Origin of the sequence: Aureimonas sp. AU22 (assembly GCF_001463745.1) — a bacterium.
GTDB lineage: Bacteria > Pseudomonadota > Alphaproteobacteria > Rhizobiales > Rhizobiaceae > Aureimonas.
This window is the reverse complement of record NZ_BBWJ01000017.1, coordinates 1-24,085: the sequence shown is the minus strand read 5'-3', so window position 1 is coordinate 24,085 and position 24,085 is coordinate 1. Positions and strand designations below refer to the sequence as shown.

At 67.0% G+C, this 24,085-nt stretch carries 25 protein-coding genes; 8 read left to right on the top strand and 17 right to left on the bottom strand.

The window, feature by feature from the left end:
• Nucleotides 1-104 precede the first annotated feature (104 nt).
• On the bottom strand, nt 105-1,364 hold the full coding sequence (purD, locus tag AUL34_RS06675) for a phosphoribosylamine--glycine ligase (protein ID WP_061932620.1): 1,260 nt from the start codon (nt 1,362-1,364) through the stop codon (nt 105-107).
• Between the two features lie 155 nt (nt 1,365-1,519).
• Here purD and ubiA point away from each other — a divergent pair, with 155 nt between their 5' ends.
• Nucleotides 1,520-2,500, top strand: coding sequence for a 4-hydroxybenzoate octaprenyltransferase (ubiA, locus tag AUL34_RS06670; RefSeq protein ID WP_244492472.1), 981 nt, complete (start codon nt 1,520-1,522; stop codon nt 2,498-2,500).
• A 4-nt stretch (nt 2,501-2,504) separates the two neighbouring features.
• Here the strand turns inward: ubiA and AUL34_RS06665 are convergent, their stop codons facing one another.
• The 6 genes from AUL34_RS06665 to AUL34_RS06640 form a co-directional block, all read right to left on the bottom strand.
• Nucleotides 2,505-3,080 (bottom strand): DUF6101 family protein, encoded by a 576-nt coding sequence (locus tag AUL34_RS06665; RefSeq protein WP_061932493.1) that lies wholly within the window; start codon nt 3,078-3,080, stop codon nt 2,505-2,507.
• A 175-nt stretch (nt 3,081-3,255) separates the two neighbouring features.
• The gene (locus AUL34_RS06660; protein ID WP_061932491.1) at nt 3,256-4,686 is read right to left on the bottom strand and encodes an FAD-binding oxidoreductase; all 1,431 of its coding nucleotides are present in this window, start codon (nt 4,684-4,686) and stop codon (nt 3,256-3,258) included.
• Nucleotides 4,687-4,723: 37 nt separating this feature from the next.
• Nucleotides 4,724-5,689 carry an L-threonylcarbamoyladenylate synthase gene (locus tag AUL34_RS06655; protein WP_061932489.1) on the bottom strand — a complete coding sequence of 322 codons (966 nt, stop codon included), beginning with the start codon at nt 5,687-5,689 and terminating at the stop codon, nt 4,724-4,726.
• Between the two features lie 108 nt (nt 5,690-5,797).
• Nucleotides 5,798-7,237: a glycoside hydrolase family 25 protein gene (locus AUL34_RS22725; RefSeq protein ID WP_244492471.1), complete on the bottom strand. Its 1,440-nt coding sequence runs from the start codon at nt 7,235-7,237 to the stop codon at nt 5,798-5,800.
• 354 nt (nt 7,238-7,591) lie between these two features.
• Nucleotides 7,592-9,715, bottom strand: a complete 2,124-nt coding sequence (glyS, locus tag AUL34_RS06645; protein WP_061932485.1) for a glycine--tRNA ligase subunit beta — start codon at nt 9,713-9,715, stop codon at nt 7,592-7,594.
• Between the two features lie 93 nt (nt 9,716-9,808).
• The gene (locus AUL34_RS06640; RefSeq protein WP_061932482.1) at nt 9,809-10,696 is read right to left on the bottom strand and encodes a neutral zinc metallopeptidase; all 888 of its coding nucleotides are present in this window, start codon (nt 10,694-10,696) and stop codon (nt 9,809-9,811) included.
• Between the two features lie 148 nt (nt 10,697-10,844).
• Between AUL34_RS06640 and AUL34_RS06635 the strand changes: the two genes are divergently transcribed.
• On the top strand, nt 10,845-11,258 hold the full coding sequence (locus tag AUL34_RS06635) for a DUF4112 domain-containing protein (RefSeq protein WP_061932480.1): 414 nt from the start codon (nt 10,845-10,847) through the stop codon (nt 11,256-11,258).
• A gap of 3 nt (nt 11,259-11,261) precedes the next feature.
• On the opposite strand, the gene AUL34_RS06630 is transcribed toward AUL34_RS06635, so the two are convergent.
• The 3 genes from AUL34_RS06630 to AUL34_RS06620 all read right to left on the bottom strand — a co-directional run bounded on the left by AUL34_RS06630 (nt 11,262) and on the right by AUL34_RS06620 (nt 14,777).
• Complete coding sequence (locus tag AUL34_RS06630) at nt 11,262-12,482, bottom strand: alanine racemase (protein ID WP_061932478.1); 1,221 nt, start codon at nt 12,480-12,482, stop codon at nt 11,262-11,264.
• Nucleotides 12,483-12,855: 373 nt separating this feature from the next.
• Nucleotides 12,856-13,758 (bottom strand): methylenetetrahydrofolate reductase [NAD(P)H], encoded by a 903-nt coding sequence (metF, locus tag AUL34_RS06625; protein WP_061932476.1) that lies wholly within the window; start codon nt 13,756-13,758, stop codon nt 12,856-12,858.
• A gap of 11 nt (nt 13,759-13,769) precedes the next feature.
• Nucleotides 13,770-14,777 (bottom strand): metalloregulator ArsR/SmtB family transcription factor, encoded by a 1,008-nt coding sequence (locus AUL34_RS06620; protein WP_061932473.1) that lies wholly within the window; start codon nt 14,775-14,777, stop codon nt 13,770-13,772.
• Between the two features lie 78 nt (nt 14,778-14,855).
• Between AUL34_RS06620 and tsaA the strand changes: the two genes are divergently transcribed.
• Together tsaA and AUL34_RS06610 are read left to right on the top strand one after the other, a co-directional pair.
• Nucleotides 14,856-15,359, top strand: coding sequence for a tRNA (N6-threonylcarbamoyladenosine(37)-N6)-methyltransferase TrmO (gene tsaA / locus AUL34_RS06615; protein WP_244492470.1), 504 nt, complete (start codon nt 14,856-14,858; stop codon nt 15,357-15,359).
• Complete coding sequence (locus AUL34_RS06610) at nt 15,360-15,737, top strand: DUF2293 domain-containing protein (protein WP_061932471.1); 378 nt, start codon at nt 15,360-15,362, stop codon at nt 15,735-15,737.
• A gap of 7 nt (nt 15,738-15,744) precedes the next feature.
• Here the strand turns inward: AUL34_RS06610 and AUL34_RS06605 are convergent, their stop codons facing one another.
• Both AUL34_RS06605 and AUL34_RS06600 read right to left on the bottom strand, forming a co-directional pair.
• Nucleotides 15,745-16,335 (bottom strand): MOSC domain-containing protein, encoded by a 591-nt coding sequence (locus tag AUL34_RS06605; RefSeq protein WP_061932469.1) that lies wholly within the window; start codon nt 16,333-16,335, stop codon nt 15,745-15,747.
• A complete protein-coding gene (locus tag AUL34_RS06600) occupies nt 16,335-16,979 on the bottom strand; it encodes a DedA family protein (protein WP_061932467.1) in 645 nt (214 codons plus the stop codon). The genes AUL34_RS06605 and AUL34_RS06600 overlap by 1 nt, the downstream gene beginning before the upstream one ends.
• Nucleotides 16,980-17,276: 297 nt before the next feature.
• Here AUL34_RS06600 and AUL34_RS06595 point away from each other — a divergent pair, with 297 nt between their 5' ends.
• Nucleotides 17,277-18,245, top strand: coding sequence for a magnesium and cobalt transport protein CorA (locus AUL34_RS06595; protein WP_061932465.1), 969 nt, complete (start codon nt 17,277-17,279; stop codon nt 18,243-18,245).
• Nucleotides 18,246-18,485: 240 nt separating this feature from the next.
• On the opposite strand, the gene AUL34_RS22175 is transcribed toward AUL34_RS06595, so the two are convergent.
• Nucleotides 18,486-18,647 (bottom strand): hypothetical protein, encoded by a 162-nt coding sequence (locus tag AUL34_RS22175; RefSeq protein ID WP_156420819.1) that lies wholly within the window; start codon nt 18,645-18,647, stop codon nt 18,486-18,488.
• Between the two features lie 451 nt (nt 18,648-19,098).
• Between AUL34_RS22175 and AUL34_RS06590 the strand changes: the two genes are divergently transcribed.
• Nucleotides 19,099-19,848 carry a Crp/Fnr family transcriptional regulator gene (locus AUL34_RS06590; protein ID WP_061932462.1) on the top strand — a complete coding sequence of 250 codons (750 nt, stop codon included), beginning with the start codon at nt 19,099-19,101 and terminating at the stop codon, nt 19,846-19,848.
• A 69-nt stretch (nt 19,849-19,917) separates the two neighbouring features.
• Here the strand turns inward: AUL34_RS06590 and AUL34_RS06585 are convergent, their stop codons facing one another.
• From AUL34_RS06585 to AUL34_RS06575, 3 genes are all read right to left on the bottom strand, one after another.
• Nucleotides 19,918-20,898 (bottom strand): asparaginase, encoded by a 981-nt coding sequence (locus AUL34_RS06585; RefSeq protein WP_061932460.1) that lies wholly within the window; start codon nt 20,896-20,898, stop codon nt 19,918-19,920.
• A gap of 33 nt (nt 20,899-20,931) precedes the next feature.
• On the bottom strand, nt 20,932-22,131 hold the full coding sequence (locus AUL34_RS06580) for an MFS transporter (protein WP_061932615.1): 1,200 nt from the start codon (nt 22,129-22,131) through the stop codon (nt 20,932-20,934).
• A 221-nt stretch (nt 22,132-22,352) separates the two neighbouring features.
• The gene (locus AUL34_RS06575) at nt 22,353-22,547 is read right to left on the bottom strand and encodes a hypothetical protein (RefSeq protein ID WP_061932458.1); all 195 of its coding nucleotides are present in this window, start codon (nt 22,545-22,547) and stop codon (nt 22,353-22,355) included.
• 151 nt (nt 22,548-22,698) lie between these two features.
• Here AUL34_RS06575 and AUL34_RS06570 point away from each other — a divergent pair, with 151 nt between their 5' ends.
• Together AUL34_RS06570 and AUL34_RS22540 are read left to right on the top strand one after the other, a co-directional pair.
• Complete coding sequence (locus AUL34_RS06570) at nt 22,699-22,920, top strand: hypothetical protein (protein WP_192845704.1); 222 nt, start codon at nt 22,699-22,701, stop codon at nt 22,918-22,920.
• Complete coding sequence (locus tag AUL34_RS22540) at nt 22,917-23,093, top strand: hypothetical protein (protein ID WP_192845703.1); 177 nt, start codon at nt 22,917-22,919, stop codon at nt 23,091-23,093. Before AUL34_RS06570 ends, AUL34_RS22540 begins: the two co-directional genes overlap by 4 nt.
• A 42-nt stretch (nt 23,094-23,135) precedes the next feature.
• Here the strand turns inward: AUL34_RS22540 and AUL34_RS06565 are convergent.
• Nucleotides 23,136-24,085, bottom strand: a 950-nt coding sequence (locus AUL34_RS06565; RefSeq protein ID WP_061932455.1) for an SDR family oxidoreductase, incomplete at its 5' end; no start/stop codon positions are given.

Below are 24,085 nucleotides of genomic sequence, written 5' to 3'. Positions count from 1 at the left end.
GTTCTCCTCCCATGGGTTCGTCGGCCGCGCGCACCGAAGCGCCCGTTCGTCAGATATGGTCGCGCCGGCGCTTTGCCACGCCGTTCACGCAAAGGTCGGTGGCGTCACCCGGCCGCGCGGTGCGCGATGTCGCGTCGGCAGAAGCCGTCCGGCCAGTCGATCCTGTCGACCAGTGCATAGGCCCGCGCGATGGCTTGGCCGACATCCGCATCCCTCGCCGTCGCATTGAGAACCCGTCCGCCGTTCGCGACGAGAACCCCGTCCTTCAGGGCCGTTCCGGCGTGGAACACGATCTCGCCGTCGCCGCTCGGCGGCAGCGCACCGATCGACGTGCCCTTTCGGACCGCGCCGGGATAACCCTTGGCGGCCAGCACCACGGTCACGGCGGGCTCGCTCGACCACCGCGGCTCGATGCCGTCGAGCGAACCCGTGGCGGCCTTCAGGAGAATCGGCACGAGATCGCTTTCCAGCCGCATCATCAGAACCTGCGCCTCAGGATCGCCGAAGCGCACGTTGTATTCGATGAGCTTAGGGCCCTCGGCGGTGAGCATCAGCCCGGCATAGAGCACGCCGCGGAACGGCGTTCCCATCTCGCGCATGCCCTCCAGCGTCGGACGGACGATCTCGCGCAGCGCGCGCTCGGTCATCTCGGGCGTCATCAGCCCCGAAGGCGAATAGGCTCCCATGCCGCCGGTGTTCGGCCCCTCGTCGCCGTCGTAGGCACGCTTGTGGTCCTCCGCAGTGCCGAAGGCGAGCGCCGTGTCGCCGTCGCACAGACAGAAGAGCGAGGCTTCGGGGCCCGTCATGCATTCCTCGACCACTACCTCGACGCCAACCTCCCCGCCGGCGAAGCAGTCGTCCACGGCGGACTGCGCCTCCTCGACGCTCGAAGCCACCGTCACGCCCTTGCCGGCCGCAAGCCCATCGGCCTTCACCACGATCGGCGCGCCTTGCGCGGCGATATAGGCCTTCGCCTGCACGGCATCGGAGAAGCGGCGGTAGCGGGCGGTCGGGATGCCCTTCTTCGCACACAGATCCTTGGTGAAGCCCTTGGAGCCTTCGAGGCGCGCGGCGGCCGCACTCGGCCCGAACACGGGAATGCCCGCCTCGCGCAGCGCGTCCGCGAGCCCCGCCACGAGCGGAACCTCCGGGCCGACGACGACGAGCCCGATCGCCTTCTCCCGGCAGAAGTCGACGACCGCCGCGTGATCGGCCGGGTCCAGTTCGACGAGGTCGGCAACCTCGGCGATGCCGGGATTGCCCGGCGCGGCGAACAGGCGCCCGAGTTCGGACGACTGACGCAGCTTCCAGGCCAGGGCATGCTCGCGGCCGCCGGAGCCGATCAGAAGAATGTCGAGTGCCATGATGATCCCGTGCCTCGTGCGCCCGAAGGCCATGGCGCGGCGATAGAGGCTCGGGGCTCGGGGGGTCAAGTGATTTGCCCGCGCGCCGGCCCGGGACTTGACGCGGCGGGCGGCACAAGGCTTTTCCCTTCGGCATGCGCTTGAGGGATGATTCAATGGGATCGCCGGCCGACCGGGTCGTGGACGCACCGTCCGAGAACTGGGTCTATCGGCTGCTGCCGCGAGGCCTTTGGCCCTACGCACAGCTCGCGCGCTGGGATCGGCCGATCGGCTGGCAGCTCCTGCTCTGGCCTTGCTGGTGGTCGGCGGCGCTCGCGCCCCAATGGGCGGCCCCCTCGGCAGTGCACACAGGCCTCCCCGACCTCTGGCACCTGATCCTCTTCCTGGTCGGCTCGATCGCGATGCGCGGCGCCGGTTGCACCTACAACGACCTCGTGGACCAGGACATAGACGCCAAGGTCGCGCGCACGCGGTCGCGTCCCCTGCCCTCCGGCCGGGTTTCGCCGACACGCGCGAAGGCGTTCCTGGTAATCCAGGCGCTCGTGGGCCTACTGGTTCTCGTCCAGTTCAACCTCTTCGCCATCCTCCTCGGCATCGGATCGCTCGCCGTCGTCGCGGTCTACCCGTTCCTGAAGCGGGTCACGGACTGGCCGCAGCTCGGCCTCGGCTTCGCCTTTTCCTGGGGCGCCCTGATGGGATGGGCCGGGTTCTGGGGCACGCTGTCCCTGAGCCCGCTGCTCCTCTATTTCGGCGCGGTGCTCTGGACGGTCGGATACGACACGATCTACGCGCATCAGGACCGGGAGGACGACGCGCTGGTCGGCGTCCGCTCCACGGCGCGGCTGTTCGGCCGACGCACCAAGACGGCGTTGCTCCTCCTGTACGGGGGAGCCATCATCCTGTTCGCGCTGTCCTATCGCGTGGCGGGCGGCGGAACCGCCGGCCCGGCGTGGCCCGCCTATGCCGGCCTCGCCCTCGGCGCGGTGCAGATGGCTTGGCAGATCCGCAACCTCGACATCGACGATCCCGACGACTGCCTCAAGCTGTTCAAGTCGAACACGCTGTTCGGCTGGATCATCTTCCTCGGGCTGGTCTTCTCGAGCCTTTGGATGCTGTCCTTCCCGCGCCTCTACTGATCGCTTAGTCGCGAGCGATGATCTCCTGGCCCTGAACGGTCAGGCGGACGCCGAGGCCACCCGGCTTGCGACGCGCCAGGAAGCGAGGGCGACGGCCGCGATGGGCGGTGCCGCGGCGCTCGATCGGCTCGTTGCGGCGAACCTGACCGAGCGTGTCCTCCAGCGCGGTCACGCTGCCGTCCGCTTCCACCATCAGCATGGGAAGACGGTAGAGTTCCGACCAGCCGCGCCAGTCGGCCGCCACGTCGTAGAGATCGGAGGCGACCAGGAGCGGCACCGACATGGTCGGGTCCTCGTGGTGAAGCTCCAGCGTCACCGTGATCTCGCCTTCGCCGTTTTCCATGGCTCGCGCGGCGACACCCCGGAACGAGCGGGCGGCCAGCGCGATGGAAACCGGGAGGCCGCTCTTCTCCAGCGTGCGCCGGATCACGGCGCCGCGGCGATCGATACGGTAGGAGACGACCTCACCGTCCTGGACCAGCTCGAAGCTCTGCTTGCGGTCGGCAAGCGCGGGATCGAGACGGATCGGCATGCTCGCCCACTCGGGCTTGGCCGGAGTCTGATGGTGAACAACGCTCATGTCGCGTCCTCGTCTGTTGATCAGGAGACCTCAGGAGGTCTTCCGTGCTCGGCCGATGTATCCCGGCCTTTGATGCTTGCAGACTATCGGTGGCGAGTTGCGCTCACGCTAAGAAGTTCAGTTAAGTGATCCTGACCAATATCAGGGTATCCAAACCGTAACCTTGAAGATAACTTTAAACGATCTTTCCGGGATTCAGGATCCCGTAAGGATCGAACAGCTGCTTGATCCCGCGCATGAGATCCATCTCGACGGCGGGCTTGGTGCGCGCCAGCTCGTTGCGTTTCAGCTGGCCGATCCCGTGCTCGGCCGCAAAGCTACCGCCGAGTTCGGCGACGATGCCGTGCACCAGGCCGTTGATCTCGCCCCACCGCTCCAGGAAGGCCTGTTTGTCCGCCCCGACGGGCTGCGACAGGTTGTAGTGGATGTTGCCGTCGCCGAGGTGCCCGAAGGAGACGATCCGGACGCCGGGGATCGCGGCCGTCACCGCCGCATCGGCGCGGCGCAGGAACTCGGGCACCAGCGCCACCGGGACGGACACGTCGTGCTTGATCGAGCCGCCTTCCGGCTTCTGCGCCCAGCTCATCTCCTCGCGCATGCGCCAGAACAGCGTGGCGTCGGCGTTCGACGGCGCGATGACGGCGTCCTCGATCTCCCCCGCCTCCAGCGCGGACGACAGAATGGATTCGAGCGTTACTCTCGCATCCTCCGGCGAACGGTTCGACGAGACCTCGAGCAGGACATACCAGGCATGCGGCGCGACCAGCGGATCCCGCGCCCCGCGCGTATGCTTCAGCGTGAACTCCATGGCGAGGCGCGGCATGATCTCGAAGGCGGTGAGCTGCGTGCCGGCCGCCCCTTGCGCGCGTGCCAGGAGCTTCAGCATGGCCTCCGGTCTGGCGAGGCCGGCATAGGCGACCTCGCGTCCTCGGGGTTTGGGCAAGAGCCGAAGCACGGCTCCTGTGATGACGCCAAGCGTGCCTTCCGAACCGATCAGGAGTTGGCGCAGGTCGTAGCCGCGATTGTCCTTCTTCAGGCGACGCAGCCCATGAAAGACCTCGCCGGATGCCAGCACCGCCTCGATGCCGAGGCAGAGCTCGCGGCTGTTGCCATAGGCGATGACGCCGGTGCCGCCGGCGTTGGAGGCGAGATTGCCGCCGATCTGGCAGGAGCCTTCCGAGCCGAGCGACAGCGGAAACAGGAGCCCCGCCGCGTCGGCGGCCTCCTGCACACGCTGGAGGACGACGCCCGCATCCACCGTGATCGTATGCCCGGCCGGATCGACATCTCGGATCCGATCCAGCCGCGACAGCGACAGGACGATCTCGCCATCCGAGCGCGGCATCTGCCCGCCCACATGCCCGGTGTTTCCACCCTGCGGCACGATGGGCGTGCGGGTCTCCGACGCCAGCCGCAGAATGGCCGAGACCTCGTCCACGGTCCCCGGACGCAGCACGAGCCGTGATCGACCGGGGAAGAGGTCGCGAGACTCCTTGAGATAGGGCGCGAGGTCCTCGGCCTGCGTCAGCGCGTGCCCGCGCGGAACCAGAGCGGCGAATCGGTCGCGAAGAGCGTCGGACAGGGGAGCGATGGTCGGCTGGGTCATCGCCGAGGTTTAGGCTCGTCCCCGCGCCCCGTCGAGATCAGCGATCCGCGGCCGCGCGAGCCAGACGATCGTTGATCGCTTCGCCGAGCCCTTCCATGGGGATCGGCGCGACCGCGATGCGATCGATGTCGGGGGCGTCGAAGGTGCTCAACGCCTCGAACAGGCGGCTCGCCGCTTCGCGGAGGTCACCCCGCTCGCTGAGCTGGAACACGGCTCGGGGGCCGCTTGGCGAAGCGTCGGGCACCGGGCCGAAGGCGATGTAATGTTCGTCCGCGTCGGGTTGCGAGACACCGAGCCGCACCCGGCCATGCGGCGCATAGTGCGAGCGCATCTGCCCGGGTGCGAGGATCGTGGACCCGTCGTGTCGGCGAACCGGAAGCCCGATCGCCGCCTCGATCTCGCTCGCCGTGACCGCTCCGGGGCGAAGCAGCATGACATGGTCGCCGCGTGGCTGCACGATGGTGGATTCGATCCCATGGGTCGCCGCCCCTCCGTCGGCCACGGCGTCGATACGCCCGTCCAGCGTCCGCAGGACATGCGCCGCCGTGGTCGGGCTCACGCGACCGGAACGGTTGGCGCTGGGTGCGGCGACGGCGCGGCCGAGATGCGCCAGAACGCGCGGCAAGCTGCCCTGCGCAGACCGAAGCGCGACGGTCGGCAGGCCGGCGGTCACGAGCGGATGAAGCGGAGCGTCGCCCCGAAGCGGCAGAACGAGGGTTAGCGGGCCGGGCCAGAACCGCTCGATCAGGCGACCCGCCAGCGGATCGACCTCGGCGTATCGTTCCGCCATGTCTCGGCCGGTCACATGGGCGATCAGCGGATTGAAGCGTGGCCGCCCCTTGGCCTCGAAGATGCCGGCGACGGCAGCGCCGTTGGCGGCATCCGCCGCAAGGCCGTAGACGGTTTCGGTGGGCACGGCGACGAGTTCGCCGCGCGACAGGCGCTCGGCCACCTGCCGTTCGGCGGCGTCGTCGACGAGCGGAATGATGCGCGTTTCGATCATGCCCCTGGTCTAGAACCTGCCCGCACCGCGCGCAAAGCATTCCCGGCCATATTCGCGCAAGGCAGAGCGCCGAGAATCAGGATGCGAGATCACCAAGGGTGGCAGGCGTCAGCGCGTCGCCCGGAACGCGGAAGCGATGCGCCGCTCGGGCGCCGCGAAGCCGGACAGGAGAGTCCAGCCGCCACGCGGCGCCGACAGTTCGGCGCGCTCCTCGCCCTTCCCGTCCTCGACCGGCTTCTCGCTCGGCACACCCTGAACGGCGGCTTCCGCGGCTTTCATCAGTTCGAGGATGCGCGACTTCAATTCCGCGCCCTTGACCGGGGAGGTCGTCGCGGCAGGCATCTTCATGTCCGCGCCGCCGTCGACCTTCTCGTCGCTGAGGATCTCGCGGACCGCCTGCATCTCGTCGCGCAGCTGGCCGATCGTTCCGATCGCCTGGGTGTTCGCCGCGGGCTGATCGGCGGGCGGCGCCGGCTCCGTCTTCGGCCCCTGCGTGACGGCGGCAAGCACGGGCATCGGATGCTCCGCCGCGCGCTTCTCCTCCAAGGCCGTCTCGGTCAGGAGCTTCAGCGGATCGACGGGGGCATGGACGGCCGGGCCATAGGCCGCCGCGAGCGTTCCGGGAACGGTCTCGCCCCCGGCTTGCACTTCCTTCGGCTCCACCAGCGCGGCGACATCCTTGCCGATCTCGGCGACCGCATCGCGGGCTTCCTCGCCGATCTTGGCGATCAGCGCACCGGCATCGGGCAGCGGCTCGGGTTCGGGGGCAACAAGACCGTCGAAGGGCCATGCTTTCCGCAGATCCTCGACATTCATCGAGGCGACGTTGACGTCGATGTCGTCCTTGGCGCCAGACACCCGGTACGGGCAGGCGCGCTTGTTGCAGTTGTGCATGGAGGAGAACTGCCACAGGGCGTACTTGTCCCAATGGCCCTCGGGAAACACGCCCGTCAGGTCGTCGCGGTAGCGCGCGTACCAGAGCTGGAGACGCGACAGGAGCGGATAGGTCTCCTTGTTCTGCGCAATGAAGGCGGCGGTCGAACCGTTGGTGTAGAGCACCGGATACCGGTCGAGCCGGATCTTGATCTGGCGGGCGAACTCCTCGGCCTCGGCCAGCGACATCCACTGGGTCGGGTCGTTATCCTCGATGTCGAGGGCGATCAGCTCGTCGGCCTCAGGCTTGGCGAAATCGATGAAATGGTCGGCCTGCTCGCGCGGATTGCCGGGGCGGCCGAGATGATAGGCACCCCACTTCAGACCCAGCGTCTTCGCCATCTCGCGGCGGGTCATGTAGAGTTCCTGCGTGACGGAATATTTCCACCAGCGGTTCTTGCACAGGTTCTGATCGTCGCCGGACAGGCCGCGGCAGGACCAGGCCGGCGGCATGCCGTCCGACGCCTTGTTGATGAAGGCGCCGATCCGCTTGTCGCTCGTCAACTGCTTCCAGTTGATCGGATTGAACTCGTAGGCATCGATCACGAGGGCACGTGTCTCGTCGCGCCAGGGGCGGTCCCATTCGGCTTTCGCCGGGCTGAGGCCAACCATCATCGTTCCTGCTGCGATTGCGCAAACCCAGCGCATGGCAACCGCACAGGCGGCGCGCATTCTCGGCATTCGGGCGTCCCCTCGTCGGGCTCGCGGGTCTTGGGCGACGCGCGAGCGAGATCAGGTCAGTCGAAACGAAGCCGTGCCCTGTCGGCAGGCCCCACCCCTCCGTGGAAGACCGAAAACCCCCTCGGGCTTTTCGATCGCGGCGATCTATCCCCCGCTAATTCGGCGGGTTCCGGGCGGCGCGATCACGAATTGTTTCAAAAACGTAGGTTTCGCTCGCAACGCCAAGCCTCGATCCTGCCGGTCGGGGCTTGCGCAGGCCTTGGAGCGAATCGCTGAATTCGCGAACCGTCAGCCGACGACGCGGGACAGATCGGCCAGGCGGGCGGCCGCCGAGCGGATGCGTGACAGGAGCGCGAGGCGATTGGCGCGGACCCCGGCGTCGTCGGCATTCACCAGCACCTTCTCGAAAAAGGCGTCGGCGGGCTGGCGAAGCGTGGCAAGAGCGGCCGTGGCACGGGTGTAGTCCTCCGCACGCATGGCCGCGTCGAGTTCACCCTCGGTGGTTTCGATCGCCGATAGCAGCGCCCGCTCCTCCTCCACCTCGAACCGCGCGGGATCGACCGACGCGGCAACGGTCGTGCCCTTCTTCTCCTCGGCGGCCAGGATGTTGGCGGCGCGGCGATAGGCGGCCAAAAGGTTCACCCCGTCGTCGGTCTCGAGAAGCCGTCCGAGCTCGGCGACGCGGCACGAAACGTCGAGAAGGTCGTCCTTCCCCTCACCCGCTCCGCCGAGCACCGCGTCCACAAGATCATGACGCGCGCCCTGCTCGCGAAGCTGCACCTTCAACCGGTCGTGGAAGAAGGACAGGAGGTCGCCCGAGGTCAGGAGCGTGCCGAGACGCAGGCGCAACTCGTTGTCGAGGATGATGCGGATGACGCCGAGTGCGGCGCGGCGCAACGCATACGGGTCCTTCGAGCCCGTCGGCTTCTCGTCGATCGACCAGAACCCGACCAGCGTATCGAGCTTGTCGGCGAGCGCGACCGTGATCGCGACCGGATCGGACGGCACGGTGTCGCCCGGCCCCTGGGGCTTGTAGTGATCGACGAGGGCGCGCTGCACGGAGACCGCCTCGCCCTGCAAGGCAGCATATTTCTGCCCCATCAGGCCCTGGAGCTCGGGGAACTCGCCGACCGCCTCGGTGGTGAGATCGGCCTTGGCGAGCACGGCGGCGCGTCGGGCGCTTGCGGCATCCGCTCCGACCATGGGCGCCAGCACCTCGGCGAGATCGGCAATGCGGCGCACGCGCTGCCCTTGCGTGCCGAGCTTGGCGTGGAAGGTCACGCCGAGCGCATCGAGCTTGGCCATGCGCTGATCGAGCGGCTTGCCAAGGTCGAGGCCGAAGCGTGCGGCCGAGGCTTCGAGGCCGGCCATGTCCGGCAGCGTTCCCTGGTCCGTCTTCCAGAAGTAGAGTGCATCCGAAAGGCGGGCGCGCACCACCTTGCCGTTGCCGCGCGCGATCTCGGCGCCGTGGTCGGCGGCTTCGATATTGGCAACCATCAGGAAGCGGTTGGACAGGCCCTCGGAGTCGCGGCGTCGTGTGACGAAGCACTTCTGGTTGGTGCGGATGGTGAGCTGGATCATCTCCGGCGGAATGGCGAGGAAGGTCTCCTCGAACTCACCGACGAGGACCACCGGCCATTCCACGAGGCCGGACACCTCCTCCAGCAGACCCTCGTCCGCCACGACCTCCAGCCCTTGCGCGAAGGCGAGGTTGTCGGCGTCGGTGCGGATGATCTCCTTCCGCCGCTCGGCGTCGAGCACGACATAAGCCTTCTCGAGCTGGCCGATGTAGTCCTCGAAGCGACGGACCTTGAACTCGGCCGGTGCATGGAAGCGGTGGCCGACCGTGCGATCGCCGGAGCGGATGCCCGCCACCTCGAAATCGATCACGGCCGTCTCGCCGTTCTCCGGCCCGAAGACGCAGAGGATCGACTGCAACGGACGGACCCAGCGCAGCGAACCGGGCTCGCGTGAGGCGGCACCCCAGCGCATGGACTTCGGCCAGGGGAAATCGCGGATGATGCCGGGCATGGCGTCGGCGACGATCTCTTCGGCCGGGCGGCCGGGCTTCTCGATCACCGCGATGAAGAACTCGCCCTTCTTGCCGTCGCTGCGGCGCTCGGCCTCGTCGATCGACGAGAGGCCGGCGCCTTTCAGGAAACCTTCGATGGCCTTTTCCGGGGCGTCCGTGCGCGGGCCCTTGCGCTCTTCGCGCGTGTCCTTCGACCGTGCGTCGAGGCCGCGGATGTCGAGCGCGATGCGTCGCGGCGTCCAGTACTCGCGCGCGCCCTCGTAGGTCAGCCCTGCCGCGACCAGCGCGTCCGTCACCGCCTTCTTCAGGTCGCCCGCCGCCTTGCGCTGCATGCGGGCGGGGATCTCTTCGGAACGAAGCTCGAGAAGCAGGTCGGGCATGGGCTGTCACACGTCGCGGCTGGAGGCAATCGCGAGGGGTCTCACCATGCCGCCGGCCGGATTGCAAGCACCGGCCGGCCTTCCAGGACGAGGTCAGAGCCGACCCTGGAACGTGTCGCACTGCTTCATGTCGCCCGACGTCAGGCCACGACGGAACCAGTCGACGCGCTGGGCCGACGTGCCGTGGGTAAAGCTGTCGGGCACCACGGTTCCCTGGCTGCGCTCCTGCAGCGTGTCGTCGCCGATCTGGCTGGCGGCGTTGAGCGCCTCTTCCACGTCGCCGTCCTCGACGAAACCGGCCTGTTGCGTGTCGTGCGCCCAGATGCCGGCATAACAGTCCGCCTGCAGCTCGACCTGCACGGAGACGGCGTTGGCGTCGGCTTCCGAGGACTGCTGGCGGATCTGCGTCGTGCGCTGGAGCGTGCCCATCAGGTTCTGGACGTGATGGCCCACCTCATGCGCGACGACATAGGCCTGCGCGAAGTCGCCGGGCGAGTTGAGCTGGCCCTGCAGCTGCCGGAAGAAGGCGAGATCGATGTAGAGCTTCTGGTCGTTCGGGCAGTAGAACGGGCCGGAAGCCGAGGTGGCATTGCCGCAGGCCGAACCGACCTGCCGGTCGAAGAGGACGAGGGTCGGCTCGCGATAGGTCTGCCCCATCTGCTGGAACCGCGCGTTCCAGACGTCCTCCGTATCGCCCAGCACGACGGCGACGAAGTTGTCGGTCTCGTCCGCCGTGCCCGAGACGCCTGGGCCGGAGCGGGACGAGGTCTGCGTCGTGCCGGTGCCGTCGTCCATTCCAATGACCGACAGCGGGTTAATGCCGAAACCGATCCACAGGATGGCAAGAATGATGATGAGGCCTATGCCGCCTCCGCCGCCGGCTCGGATCGGGATGCGCATGCCCCCGCCGCCGAAGCCGCCACCCCCGCTGCCGCGACGATCCTCGATGTTACTGCTTTCCCGCCGACCGCGCCATTCCATGGCAGTTCTCCGCCCGATATCCCTTGGCGTCGCACATAGGGGGGCACGCGCATCAGGGAATGACGAAATCGTGCTCGCAACGCGATCGGGTGCTCACCACATGTGTTTCGCAGCCTTTGGTCGGGCTGCGATAGGAGATCGAAAGACAATGGTTGCTGCCTTCGCCGACACTGGAACGGCCTGGGTCGAGACCCGCGAACGCCGCATCGCACGCCTCAACGCGCTCGCGCGGCTGATGGACACGGCGATCCGCGTTCCCGGCACCGACATCCGCTTCGGCGCTGACGCCATGCTCGGCCTCGTCCCCGGCATCGGTGACGCCGGCGGTGCCCTCATCGGCCTCTACATCGTCAACGAAGCGCGCCGCCTCGGCCTGCCCAAGCGCAAGCTTGCACGCATGGTCGGCAATCTGGGCGTCGATGCGATGTTCGGCGCCGTGCCGCTCGCCGGCGACCTCTTCGACGTCTACTTCAAGGCGCACAAGCGCAACATCCAGGTCATTCTCGACCATTTCGACATGGAACGATCCGACCTGAAGGACATCACGCCGAAGCGCCGCTGAGGCTTAGTCGGCCATCGTCTCCAGACTGGCGAACCCTTCGGCGCGCTCGCCGGCGTCGAAGGGCGTCGTCACCTCCACGAACGTATCGGGATAGAAGCCGTTGAAGCGGGTGCGGAGCGACAGCGAGTAGGCGCCGATGTGGCCGATCTCGATCCAGTCGCCGGTGTCGACCGTCTCGGGCAGCCAGAACGGGCGCGACAGGATGTCGACCGAGTCGCACGTCGCCCCGCAGACCCGGAAGGCGCTGATGATCTCCGGGTTGCCGTTGCGCGCGACGCGCGCCGGGTCCGGGATGAAACGGGCGGGCAGCGTGATCTTGCCGGTCCATGAATCCGACAGCGACGCCCAGATGCCGTCGTTGATGTAGAGCCTTCGCCCTTTTCGCAGGAGCACCCGCACGATCAGCGAGAAGGCCCGCGCCACCACGACGCGTCCCGGCTCCGCCACGAGAGGCATGTCGGAGAACCCGTATTCGGAGAGATCGGACCGAAGCCGGGTCATGATCTCGTCATTGCCGGGCATGTCGCGCTTCTTGCGGCGCGGGTCGTGACCGTACTCGGCGGGAAAGCCGCCACCGACGTCCAGCCCCGCCAGCGGCACGTCGGCCCGGTTGCGCACCCAGTCGGCCGAGGCGAGCGCGCGCTCATACGTTTCCGGGTCCTCGATCTGAGAGCCCACGTGGAAGCAGAGCCCGACCTTGAACCCGATCTTGTGGCAGCGCTGCAGGAGTTCGACCGCATGAGCCGGCGCCGCGCCGAACTTCTTGGAAAGCTCGTAGGCGGCTGACCCCTTGGTCTGCAGACGGACGAAGATGGTGATTCCGCCGGGATCGAGATCGAGTGCGCGAACGATGCGCAGGATCTTGGCGACCTCGTCCTCGTGGTCGAGCGCCAGCACCCGGATGCCGTAGCGCTCCAACGCCAGACGGATGTCGGATTGCGCCTTGATCGGATGCATGTAGAGCATCTCGGCCTTCGGAGCGACCGCGCGTACCGCCTCGAACTCGCCGGGCGAGGCCACGTCGAACGTCTTCACCCCTGCCTGCGCCAAGGCTTCCAGAACGAGCGGCTCGCCGTTGGTCTTCACCGCATAGGCGGTCTCGCCCGGAAACGCGTCCATGAACCGCCGGGCGTCCGCCTTCAGGACGTCGGGCCGGAAGCAGTAGACCGGCACGTCGGGGCGAAGCGCCATCGCGGCGTCCTTGGCGGTCTCGAATCGTTGCAATGCATCTCTCCGCGGCGGTGAACTGCGGGGAATAGTCCGGCTGCGTGTCAGGAGGAAGACTGATTCCGATAGGCCGTGGCCGGCGAGTTTTTCGCCAATGCGACAATCGGAAGACGTTTTTGCTCCGCCACCCAAGCGTCACCGCAACGAAACGGCTTTCACGAAGTTGAAGGTTTGATTAACATCCGTAACAACACGTGACGGGGAGGCTGGACTTGGAACTCACACGGTCGGTGAACGTCCTCATGATCTGCGCGGCCTTCGTCTTCATCGCCGCCATGGTGACGGGCTTCATCTCCTGACGGGAAGTTCGTAGCGCGAATGAATCGAAAAAGGCCGGGTCTCGCGACCCGGCCTTTTTTGTTGTCGCCGCCTAAGCTGCCGCTTCCTGCGCTACGGGCGCATTCTCGCGCAGGCCGAGGATGTGACAGATGGAGTAGACGAGGTCCGCCCGGTTCATCGTGTAGAAGTGGAAGTCCGACACACCGCGGTCGACGAGATCCAGAACCTGCTCCGCACAGACCGCCGCCGCCACGTGACTGCGGGTCTGCGCGTCGTTCTCCAGGCCCTCGAACCGTTCGGCCAGCCACAACGGGATCGAGGTCCCCGTGGAGGCCGAAAAGCGGGCGATCTTCGAGAAATCGTGGATCGGCACGATGCCCGGCACGATCGGCACGTAGATGCCGGCGCGGCGCGCCCGCTCGACGTACCGCTCGTAGAGATCGTTGTCGAAGAAGAACTGGGTGATGGCGCGCGTCGCGCCGTTGTCGACCTTGCGCTTCAAAAGGTCGATGTCGGTCGCGAAGTCCGGGCTTTCCGGGTGTTTCTCCGGATAGGCCGAGACCGATACCTCGATACCGGCATCGATCGCCTTGATGCCGGCCGCAAGCTCGGCGCCGTTGCGATAGCCCTCGGCATGGGGGACGTAGGCGCTTCCGGCCCCGCCCTGCCCGTCGCCGCGCAGGGCGACGAAATGCTTCACGCCCGTCGCACGGTACTGGCGCACGACGTCGTCCACCTCGGCGCGGCTGGCATCGACGCAGGTCAGGTGCGCCGCAGGGCTGAGGTCGGTTTCCCGGAGGATGCGCTCGACCGTGTGGTGCGTGCGCTCGCGCGTCGAGCCGCCCGCGCCGTAGGTGACCGACACGAAATCCGGGCGCAGAGGCGCCAGGCGCTGGATTGCGGTCCAGAGCGTCTCTTCCATCGCGGGAGTCTTGGGTGGGAAGAATTCGAACGAGACCCGGATCGGAGGGCGCGTGTCGCGGCGTTGGATCATGGGTTCCTCCTTCAGGCGACGGCAAGTGCGGACGCGATGTCCGCAGGTTCATGTTGGTCTGCGGACGGTCGTCGGCCGACGATCACGGTCACCGTCAACCGTCCCGCTTCGCCGTCGTGCGGCGGCAGGCTCTGGAGGCTTTCCACCTCGAGACCACTCGCACGCATCAGCTGGCTGAGCGTCGCCTCGCTGAACCCGAGGCGCAGATGCGCGTGTTCGGCTCGCAGGAATTCCAGCGTATGAGGCGCGAAATCGACCACCGCCAGGCGACCGCCCGGACGCAGCGCGCCGGCGCATTCGCGAATCGCCGCCGCTGGATCGTCGAGATAGTGCAGCACCTGATGCAGCGTCACGAGATCGAAGCCCCCGCGCGGCCCGGGAAGGCGGTAGACGTCCCCCTGGCGCACCGTGGCCTGCGTCACGCCTGCCGCGTCGAGCTTCGCGCGGGCGATCGCCAGCATCTCGCGCGAGGCGTCGATGCCGATGGCGCGGCTGCAGAGGGGGGCCAGAAGCTCTAACATCCGCCCCGTGCCCGTTCCCACATCGAGATGCGCGGCGAAACGCATGGTGGGTCCCAGTGCGGTGAGCAGAGCATCCTCGACGTCCACGTCCGGCACGTGCAGCGAGCGGATGCGGTCCCATTGCGCGGCGTTGCGGGCGAAGTAGCTGGCGGCCCTTTCGGCGCGCTCGCGGCGCACCTCGGCGAGACGTTCGGCGTCGCGGGCGAGCGCGCCGTCTTCGTCGCGCACGCTCTCCCTCAAGGCCTGGACGAGCCGTGCGGCCAGCGGTTCATCGGACAGGCGGAAGTAGGCCCAAGACCCTTCCTGATGCCGCTCCACCGCCCCGGCCTCGACCAGAAGCTTGAGATGACGCGAGATCCGGGGTTGCGACTGGCCGAGAATGGCGGTCAAATCCGAGACGGTCAGGTCCTGTGCGGAGACGAGGAGTACGAGGCGGAACCGCGTGGGTTCGGCCAAGGCCTTCAGCATTTCCACGGCGACGTCGAAGGAGGCATGCATGCGTTGCCCCTTTCTCGAAGCCCGAACGATATAAAGATATCCTTATATGTGTTTTCCCGCAGCGGCAAGACCGATCGCATGACGCCGGATACGATGCCCGGGGCGCAACCTTCTCGATCCGGCGAGGTCGTGCTGTCGCCCGACCCCTCGACGCTCCATCACGCCACCCTCGCCTTCATCGGGCGCATCCGCTCGCCTTGGGCGAATCGCGGCGAATGCCCACGCAACGTCCGCGAAGCCCGTGAGCGGGGCGGCGATGCCAGCATCGAATTCGACGCGGCGTATCGGCCCGCCCTCGCCGGTCTCCGTCCCGGCGACCACGTGCATCTCCTGTCCTGGCTGCACGACAGCCGCCGCGACCTCGCGCTGCAGATGCCGCGGCATGCCGAGACGGCCAAGGGCACGTTCGCGCTCCGCTCGCCGGTCCGCCCCAACCCGATCGGGCTCCATCTCGTGCGCATACTTTCGCTCGACGCTGCAAGCGGTGTCGTGCGGATCGACGCGATCGACGTTCTCGACGGAACGCCGCTTCTCGACATCAAACCCTATCTTCCGACCGTGGACCGCCCGCCGGAGACGTGATTGCCGACTGAACGCCAGAAATCCATCGCGCGGCAGCTGACGCTACTCATCCCGCGCGTGCCCTATATCGACGCGGAGGCGATCCGGGATGCGGCGGGCTCGCGCCACATGCGCGATCTGCCGACCGCAAGCGCCCTGTGGCTCGCGACCCTTGCCCATGTGCGCCACCAGCACACGGACTACGACGCCCTGCGCGACGAGGGCTACGATCGGGACGAGGCCCTCTTCTTCGTCATCGACGAGGTCAACGCGGTGCTCGACAACTGGGGTGCGACGCGGCGGCTGACCTCGGAACCCGGCGCGGACGAGGACGAAACCGATCCCGCCCTCGAGGATCGCCTCCCTCCCGGCCGCCGCCCCAGGCCGGACGCCGACTGAGCAACGTTCATTCGTAGATCCACTGCTCGGGCAAGCGGAGTTCGACGCTCGCGCCGAGCGCGATGCGGCCGGGCTTTTCGACCCAGGCGACGAGCCCGCGCCGATGCTGCGCATGACGTACGAAGGCGCGTTCCAGATCGGGCCGATCCTCGAACTGGCGGACGATAGCCCGCCCCGAGGCGCGGCAAGGACTGTTGTCGCCGTCCACCTTCAGCGTCGCGCCGCCCTCGAAGAACATCAGCGTGCGCGGTGGCAGCCAACTGAGCCGCTCGATGCCGGCAAGCGTCATGTTCGCGCCGATCGATTCGGGCTCCAGCCGATCGATCGCCATGTCGCTGGCGACCGCGGCCAGTTCGTCGCGCGAGACGATCGACATCTGCCGCTCGTTGCGGATTTCGGTGCGCCTGACATACCAGGGCTCGCGTCCGCCCGTCCGGCGCGTGGCACCGCCGTGCCGGTCCCCCGCAAGCCCCTCGAAGGCGAGGTCCAGCGCCTCCACGGCCCGTGTCTCGAAACTCGCGCCCGCCCCGGCGAACAGGCCGTCGACGCGCGCCACGAGCGTGCGCGCCGGAACCCGCTTCGGAGCCTTGTCCGCCATCAAAGCCCGGCGTCGTCGCCGGACTTCAGATCGACCGGACGGCTGCGCGTCGAAGGTTTGAACGTCACGACGCGGTAGACGTAGATCAGCACCACGATCGCGATCACGGCGTTGGAAACCGGCCCGATGTACTGGTCCACCAGCTCGTACTGCTGAGCCAAGAGATAGCCGGCCAAGGCAAGACCCGTCGTCCAGACCAGCGTGCCGATCGCGGAAAACAGGAGAAACGTCCCCATCGGCATCCGGGCGAGGCCGGCGGGAACCGAGATCAGGGTGCGCACGGTCGGGATCAGGCGCCCGAAGAGAACGGCCCAAAGCCCGTACTTGCGAAACCAGCGGTCGGCAGCCTCGACATCGTCCGCCGTCATGGTCATCCAGCGCCCGAAGCGGTCGGCCAGCCGGATGATGCGCTCCTCGCCGAACCAGAGGCCGAGATAGTACCACGGCAGGATGCCGAGAATGGAACCGAACGTCCCGGCGAGCACGACGGCGAGAAACGAATGGTTGCCGGTCGCCGCCTGATAGCCCGCGAGCGGCATGATGATCTCGGACGGGATCGGCGGGAAGATGTTCTCCAGAAACATCAGGAAGGCGATGCCGGCAACGCCGTAGTCCTGCATCAGAGTCTGAACGAACGTATCCATCGGCAATTCGGCCTTGTGCGAGGGTCCGCGAACGGGGTTCGAGGTCGGCGATTTCGGTAGCACGGGACGACGGGCGATGAAACGCGCAGACCCGGGTTGCAGCGGAACACCTCCCCTCGCAGCTGACCGTTGTCGAACCAGCGGTTCACGCTAATGGAAAGCCCCGACCCGTCGTCTGCAGCGGCAAGGCGGCACAAGGATTTCAACACGAAAACGTGCGAAACCGGTGCTGAAGCGAGCACCGCGCCGTGCGACGCCGTTGCCCACACCGTCCGCCGTCATCCGTGAGGGTCGAACATGACCGTCGTTGCTGCCTATCTCTACCGCCACGGTCGGCGCGTGCGCGAAATCTCGATCCACGAGAAGGTCGACTGCCCCGCCGATCGGTCCGAGTTCGTATGGATCGGCATTTGCGACCCGACGCACGAGGAGATGCAGATTCTGAAGGAGCACTACGGGCTCCATCCTTTGGCGGTCGAAGACGCGTTGGACTCGCGCCAGCTCCCCAAGGTGGACGTGTACGGCGACCAGCTCTTCGTGATCGCACGCACTGCGGCTCTCGATGGCGACCGCATCGACTACGGCGAAACCGCGATCTTCCTCGGCCATAGCCACATCATCAGTGTTCGTCATGGGTCGGCACGCTCCCACACTGCTCTTCGCGAGCATCTGGAGGCAGCGCCGACGCTGCTCGTCCACGGCGTCGACTACGTGCTCCACGCCATCCTCGACTACATCGTCGATGGCTACCTGCCGATGGTGGAAGCGATCGAGGACAGCGTCCTCGAGATGGAGCAGCGCTCCCTCGACAGCTTTCTCGGCCGTGACGAGATCACCCGCATCTTCACGCTCCGCCGTCAGCTTACCAAGTTCCAGCGCGTGCTCGGGCCGATGGCAGAGGTCGCCGGAAAGCTCGTGCGTCTCGACCTGCCCTGCATCGATGCCGATACCCGCCCCTATTTCAGCGACGTCCTGGATCATGTCCGCCGGGTTCAGACCTTGGTCGACGGCCTGATCCAGATCGTGATCTCGGTGTTCGAGTTCAGCAATCTCCTTGAGCAGCAGCGCACCGGCGCGATCACCCGCCAGCTCGCGGCCTGGGCCGCCATTCTCGCCGTTCCGACAGCGATCGCCGGCATCTACGGCATGAACTTCGAGTACATGCCCGAGTTGAAGTCGCACTACGGTTATTTCGTCGTGCTAGCCGTGATCGCCATCGTCTGCGCGTTCCTGTACGTCCGGTTCAAACGCGCGCACTGGCTCTGACGACGGGACCGCGGAAAGCTGCGACAGCGCCGGGCCGAACCGCCGGCGGCGAGCGGCATGAGCCCGTTGCACCACCGCATCCTTCAGGCGCACGCGACAGATACGTTTCCGATCCGCCGCCCAGCTGGCCATTGCCAGCGTCGTGTTCGCCTGACGGCATGAGACGGAATGCGGACATGTCCGTTCATCCGCAGATGCTTCAAAACGCCGTCCCCATTCCGCTGGCTCGTCGTAGCCGTTTCAAAACGCCAGCCAGACGACAAACAGCCCGAGCCAGAAGATGGCCGAGAGAGCGAGGCCGACGAACAGCCCTCGCGCGCCCCGCATCTCTTCCCGCAACGGAGGACGTTCAGCCTTGGCATTCTGAGTGTGGTTCGCGACGGACGATGCTTCGGTTTCCATGGGTAGAACTCCCTACCCAATATAACTAATGGTTGCAGACGGATCGACGAGATCAACCAGCACGTTTTTACGCAGGCTTAGCGGTTTCGATAAGCGGCGGTCGAAACGACAGGACCCTCCGCGATGTCAGCGCAGGCGTCGGGCTGCCGTCGCGTGAAAGAACACGAAGCGCTGCCGCATCGGCGTGGACGCTTGCAACGACCCGTCGGCCTTCAGATCCGTAGTGGTCTCTGAGCTGAAGGGTGCGCGGCCTGGCTGACATCCGCTGGCCGTCAGCCTCCGCCGGGCCACCGTTGGGCCCCTGCGACGAAACGCCATGAGCGTCAGAATCGTACGGTAGCTGCCTATATATGGAGCAAACTGGTCTCATCCCTCATAAACCACTGTTGGGCTGCGATTTCGAAGCGGATGGCAACTGGATAAGGCTGTCACGTAAGGAGAGCGAACGTCGATGCTGGCCAGCATGCAGTCCCGCATACGCAACCGCCTGCTTGCCGCCGTTTCCGCGGAGAGTTTTGCCCGTCTCGCCCCGCATCTGCAGCCAGTGGATCTACCGATTCGCCGCCTCCTGGTCGAAGAACGGGTGGCGGTCCACGATGTACATTTCATCGAAACCGGACTGGCCTCGATGGTTGCCGCAAGCAGGGACGGGGTCGAAGAGATCGAGGTCGGGCATATTGGCCCGGAGGGCATGACAGGCTTTTATATCCTGCATGGCGTCGACCACTCGCCGCATCGGACCTTCATGCAGACCAGCGGCACCGCACTGCGCATCCCCGCCGTCACACTGATGGAGATTGCGGAACAGGACGACGCGTTGCGGCAGCTCCTGCTTCGCTACATTCATTGCTATGAGGTGCAGCTGTCTCACTCGGCGCTGGCCAACGGTCGATACAACATCAACGAACGCCTTGCGCGCTGGCTCCTCATGTCGCAGGACCGCCTGGAATCCGACGACCTGCCGCTGACGCACGAGTTCCTGGCCCTGATGCTGGGCGTCCGTCGCTCGGGCGTCACCAACGAAATTCATGTCCTCGAGGGCGCTCACCTCATCAGGGCGACGCGCGGACGCATCCAGATCCTCGATCGCGGCGGATTGGAGACGATCGCAGCCGGTTGCTACGGGATACCCGAGGAAGAGTACGACCGTCTGATCCCGGGGCCGGCGACGCGGCCGAGTGCGGCAGCACAAAGCCGCTGAACACCCCCTGCGCAATCCCTGCGACGTCACACGGACGGCCACGAAGGCGCGCCGAGCCTGCTGGACAGCTCAGCCGCCGAGTTCGGCAAACACGGCGCGAACGTCCACCTCCTCGCAGCCCAGCGCCACGGCGGCGAGGATGCGCGCCTTGGCCCCTGTAAGGTCGCCTGCGAAGATCGCGCCGGCCCGTTCCAGATCCTTGCCGCCGCCGTTTCCGTAGACCGGCTTCACGCGGCCTTCCGGGCACCGCGAGGTGACGATCACCGGTATGCCCCCGGCCATAATCTCCGCTGCTGCCGCTGCAACGGGCGGCGGTGTGTTGCCGCGTCCGAACCCTTCCACTACGATCGCTCTGGCACCGTCGCCCGCCAAGAAGCGCAGCACGCGATCCGACGCCCCCATCGCCATGCGCACGAGTTCGACATTCGTTTCTATGCGCTTTGCCGCGAACGTCCGTCGCAGCACCGGACGCCGGTGGATGCGCACGACCGTGCCGTCCACCTCCCCGAGCTTGCCGTGTTCGCCGGAGCGGAACGTGTCCGTTCGAGCCGTGTGGGTCTTGGTGACGTCACGCGCGGCGTGGAAATCACCCTCGAACAGGATCATCGCGCCGAGGCCGGCGGCTTCGGGCGTCGCCGCCAACCGCACGCTGTCCGCGATGTTGCGCGGGCCGTCCGTATCCGGCGCATCGGCGCTGCGCTGCGCGCCGGTGAAGACGACGGGCTTGTTCGACGACACGACGAGGTCGGCGAGCCAGGCGCTTTCCTCCATCGTGTCCGTGCCGTGCGTCACGACCACGCCGTCGCATGTTGGATCGGCCAGATGCTCGTCGATGCGCTTTGCGAGCGCGAAGGCGAGCGGCAGGTCGATGGAGAACGAGTTGACGCTGCAGAAGTCGTCCACCGCGATCTCGATCCCATCCAGCCGGTCGTGCAGCCCCGCACGCAGCGCCTCGCCCCGAACGGAGGCGACGACGTCGGCGTTTGCCTGCGCGCTTTCCGCCCGCGAGGCGATTGTGCCGCCGGTGGTCACGAGCTGGATGCGCGGCATGATAGATTCCCCTGGATCGTTGAGCGAACCTGCTCAGCGCAGCGTCGGCAGCCTGGGCAGGAGGATCGTGGCGAGGCCGAGAAGCGGCAGGTACGAGACCGTGCGATACACGAACTCGATGCCCGACGTATCGGCGAAATCGCCGAGGAAGGCCGCGCCGAGCCCGCCCGCGCCGAAGGCGAAGCCGAAGAACATGCCGGCCACCAGCCCGACCCGCCCCGGCAGGAGTTCCTGCGCGAACACCACGATCGCGGGGAAGGCCGAGGCCAGCACGAAGCCGATGATCACTGTCAGCACCGCCGTCAGCGGCAGGTTGGCGTAGGGAAGCGCCAGCGCGAAGGGGATGACGCCGAGGATGGAGAACCAGATCACGAAGCGCGCACCGTACCGGTCGCCGATCGGCCCGCCGAGGAAGGTGCCGGCGGCGGCCGCGCCGAGGAACAGGAACAGCATGAGCTGCGCCTCCCGGACACTCAGCGCGAAGCGATCGATGACGTAGAACGTGTAGTAGCTCGAGAAGCTCGCCATGTAGACGTTCTTGGTCGCCGTCAGCAGGACCAGGATCGCGATCGCCCAGACCACCGTGTTGCGCGGCAGCGGCAGCGCGCGGCTCTGGGGCGGCCGCCCGACGTGCGCCCGTCGGTGCCCCGCAAACCAGTTGCCCGCCCAGGTCAGGATGGCGATGCCGAGGAACGCGATACCGGCGAACCAGGCGATGCTGTGCTGCCCGTAGGGGAGAACGATGAATGCGGCGAGCAGTGGGCCCAGCGCCGTGCCGGCATTGCCGCCGAGCTGGAAGAGCGACTGCGCGAAGCCGTGCCGCCCGCCGGACGCCGCCCGCGCCACGCGCGAGGCCTCCGGGTGGAACACGGCCGAGCCGAAGCCGATCAGGCTTGCCGCGACCAGCAGCATCGGGAAGCTTGCCGCCGACGACAGGAGCAGCAGTCCGACCAGCGTCGAGGCCATGCCGACGGGAAGCGAATAGGGCATCGGCCAGCGGTCGGTGACGATGCCGACGCCGGGCTGCAGGAGCGATGCCGTGACCTGGAACGTCATCGTCAGCAGCCCGATCTGGACGAAATCGAGCGCGTAATTGGTCTTGAGCAGCGGATAGAGGGACGCGAGCAGCGACTGCATCACGTCATTCAGCATGTGGCAGGCGCTCATCGCGAAGAGGACGGAGAGCGTGGTCTTCTCGCGCAGCGGCGCGGATGCGGTTGATATGGTCGACATGTCGAACGAACCCCGGCCCTTGGCCACCCGTTCTCCGCTTCGCCGCCAAACCGTAAGGCGCGCGAACGGATCGTCGAGCCCTCTACCACGCCGCCCAAGGGTTTGTCGCGTGCCGCGACGCCGTCCCCTGCGGAATACCGGAGTTCGACGAAGGAAGTTTTCGTGGATCTACACCCAAGCGCCGGTTCGAATGGGGGCGCCGAAGCTGAAGGGTCGTGCCGTTACTGCGGCGGTGTGGCGGAGCCGGGTGCGGGCGAAGCGCCAGTGGTCACCGTGCCGCCCGTGGTCGAGCCGGGACGCTCACCCTCGCGGCTCGAGAAGAACATGAAGTAGAGGACGGCGAGAACGAAGACGGCCGTCACGATCGCCCATAGGGACCCACGCTTGCGGTTCAGGGGCTTGTCGAACTTGGCCAAGGGTCATGCTCCGCTTCGGGATCGTCCACGGCATATGGGGCGATGGCATCGCTTGTCAGGCCAACGGCCACGTTCGAGGGAGCGACCGTGCTTCCCGCGCGTTTGCATCTCAACGACATCGCACCGTGGAGGCGACTAAATGAACCCCGATATGTCGACGAAACCCGAACCCACCACCGAAGACGAGGAAGCGCGGCAGATCGAGGCCCAGTTCGCCGGGCTCGACAACGATCTTGTCGAGGTCGAGGCGGCCGATGGAAAACCCGAGGCGCGAGACGAGGCCCTGAACGCCGAGGACGTCGACGAAACGAGCGCTGGCGGGCTTGACTACCCGCCCGATGTCGCGACCAGCAAGTCGGGGCAGGGTCGATGACCGTCGAAGACAGCATCCGCGAAGCGATCGTGGCCGAGCTGCAGCGTCAGGTCGAGATCAGCGACGGCCGGCTGAAAGTGTCCGAGACCGAAGACGGCATCACGGTCGACGGTCCCATCAATCTCGACGATCTCGTGATGGTCGTCATGGGGTCAGTCGCCGGAGGTCCGTGAAGAAGGGCCGCCGCCGCGAACGGGGCGGCGGCCCTTCGACGTTCAGCGATGGCGGCGACCGAGCGCGGCGGCGAGGCCGAGGACGCCCGCCCCGATCAGGCCGAGAACGGCGACGTCGCGATGCCGGCTGGTCAGGAACGTGTGGCGCGAGCCGAGCACGCGATCGGTGAACGGCCCGTCGATGCGCGCGGCCCCCGGCCCCGGCTCGAACAGGTTTCCGTCGATCCGGGGGATCGTCTCGTCCGACAGCTGGCCGTCCCAGCCGCTTTGCGATTGCGCGTCTCCCGCATTTGGCCAGACCCGCTGAAGGACGCTGGCGAGCCACGTGGTACGCCCGACCCAGATGTCGCGGCGCGGGTGGGTGGCCCCGAAATGGATCGCATTGGCGCAGAGCCGTGCGTCGTAGACCGGATCCGGCGCGATCTGTCGCTTGCCCATCTTGTTGCGCGCCCAGCCGTCGAACTGCGGCGTGTTCACCGCCGGCAGGAACACGGTGACGAGTTGCACCCGGCTGCCGAGATGGCCAAGTTCGCCGCGCAAGGCGTTGGTGAAGCCGAGCGCGGCAGCTTTCGCCCCGTCATAGGCCGACTGAAGCGGAAAGGCGCGGATGCCGAGGACCGAATTGACCTGAACCACGGTGCCGCGATTGCGGCCGCGCATGCGTTTCAGCGCCGCCTGCGTCCCGAAGACCTGACCGTGGTACGTGACGTCGGTCACCCGGCGGAACTCGTCCGGCGATATGCGATCGGCGGGAGCGACCACGGTCGCCATCGCGTTGTTGACCCAGACCTCGATGGGACCGAGTTCGCGCTCGAAGCGCTCCGCCGCGGCCTCCACCGCGTCTGCGTCCGCCACATCGGTCGGGATGCCGAGCGCCTTCACGCCGAGCGCGCGCAGGCGCTCCTCCACCTCGCGCAGCCGGTCCTCGCCGCGCGCCAGGATGCCGACGTTCCAGCCGTCACGAGCGAATTTCTCGGCGGTGGCGAGCCCGA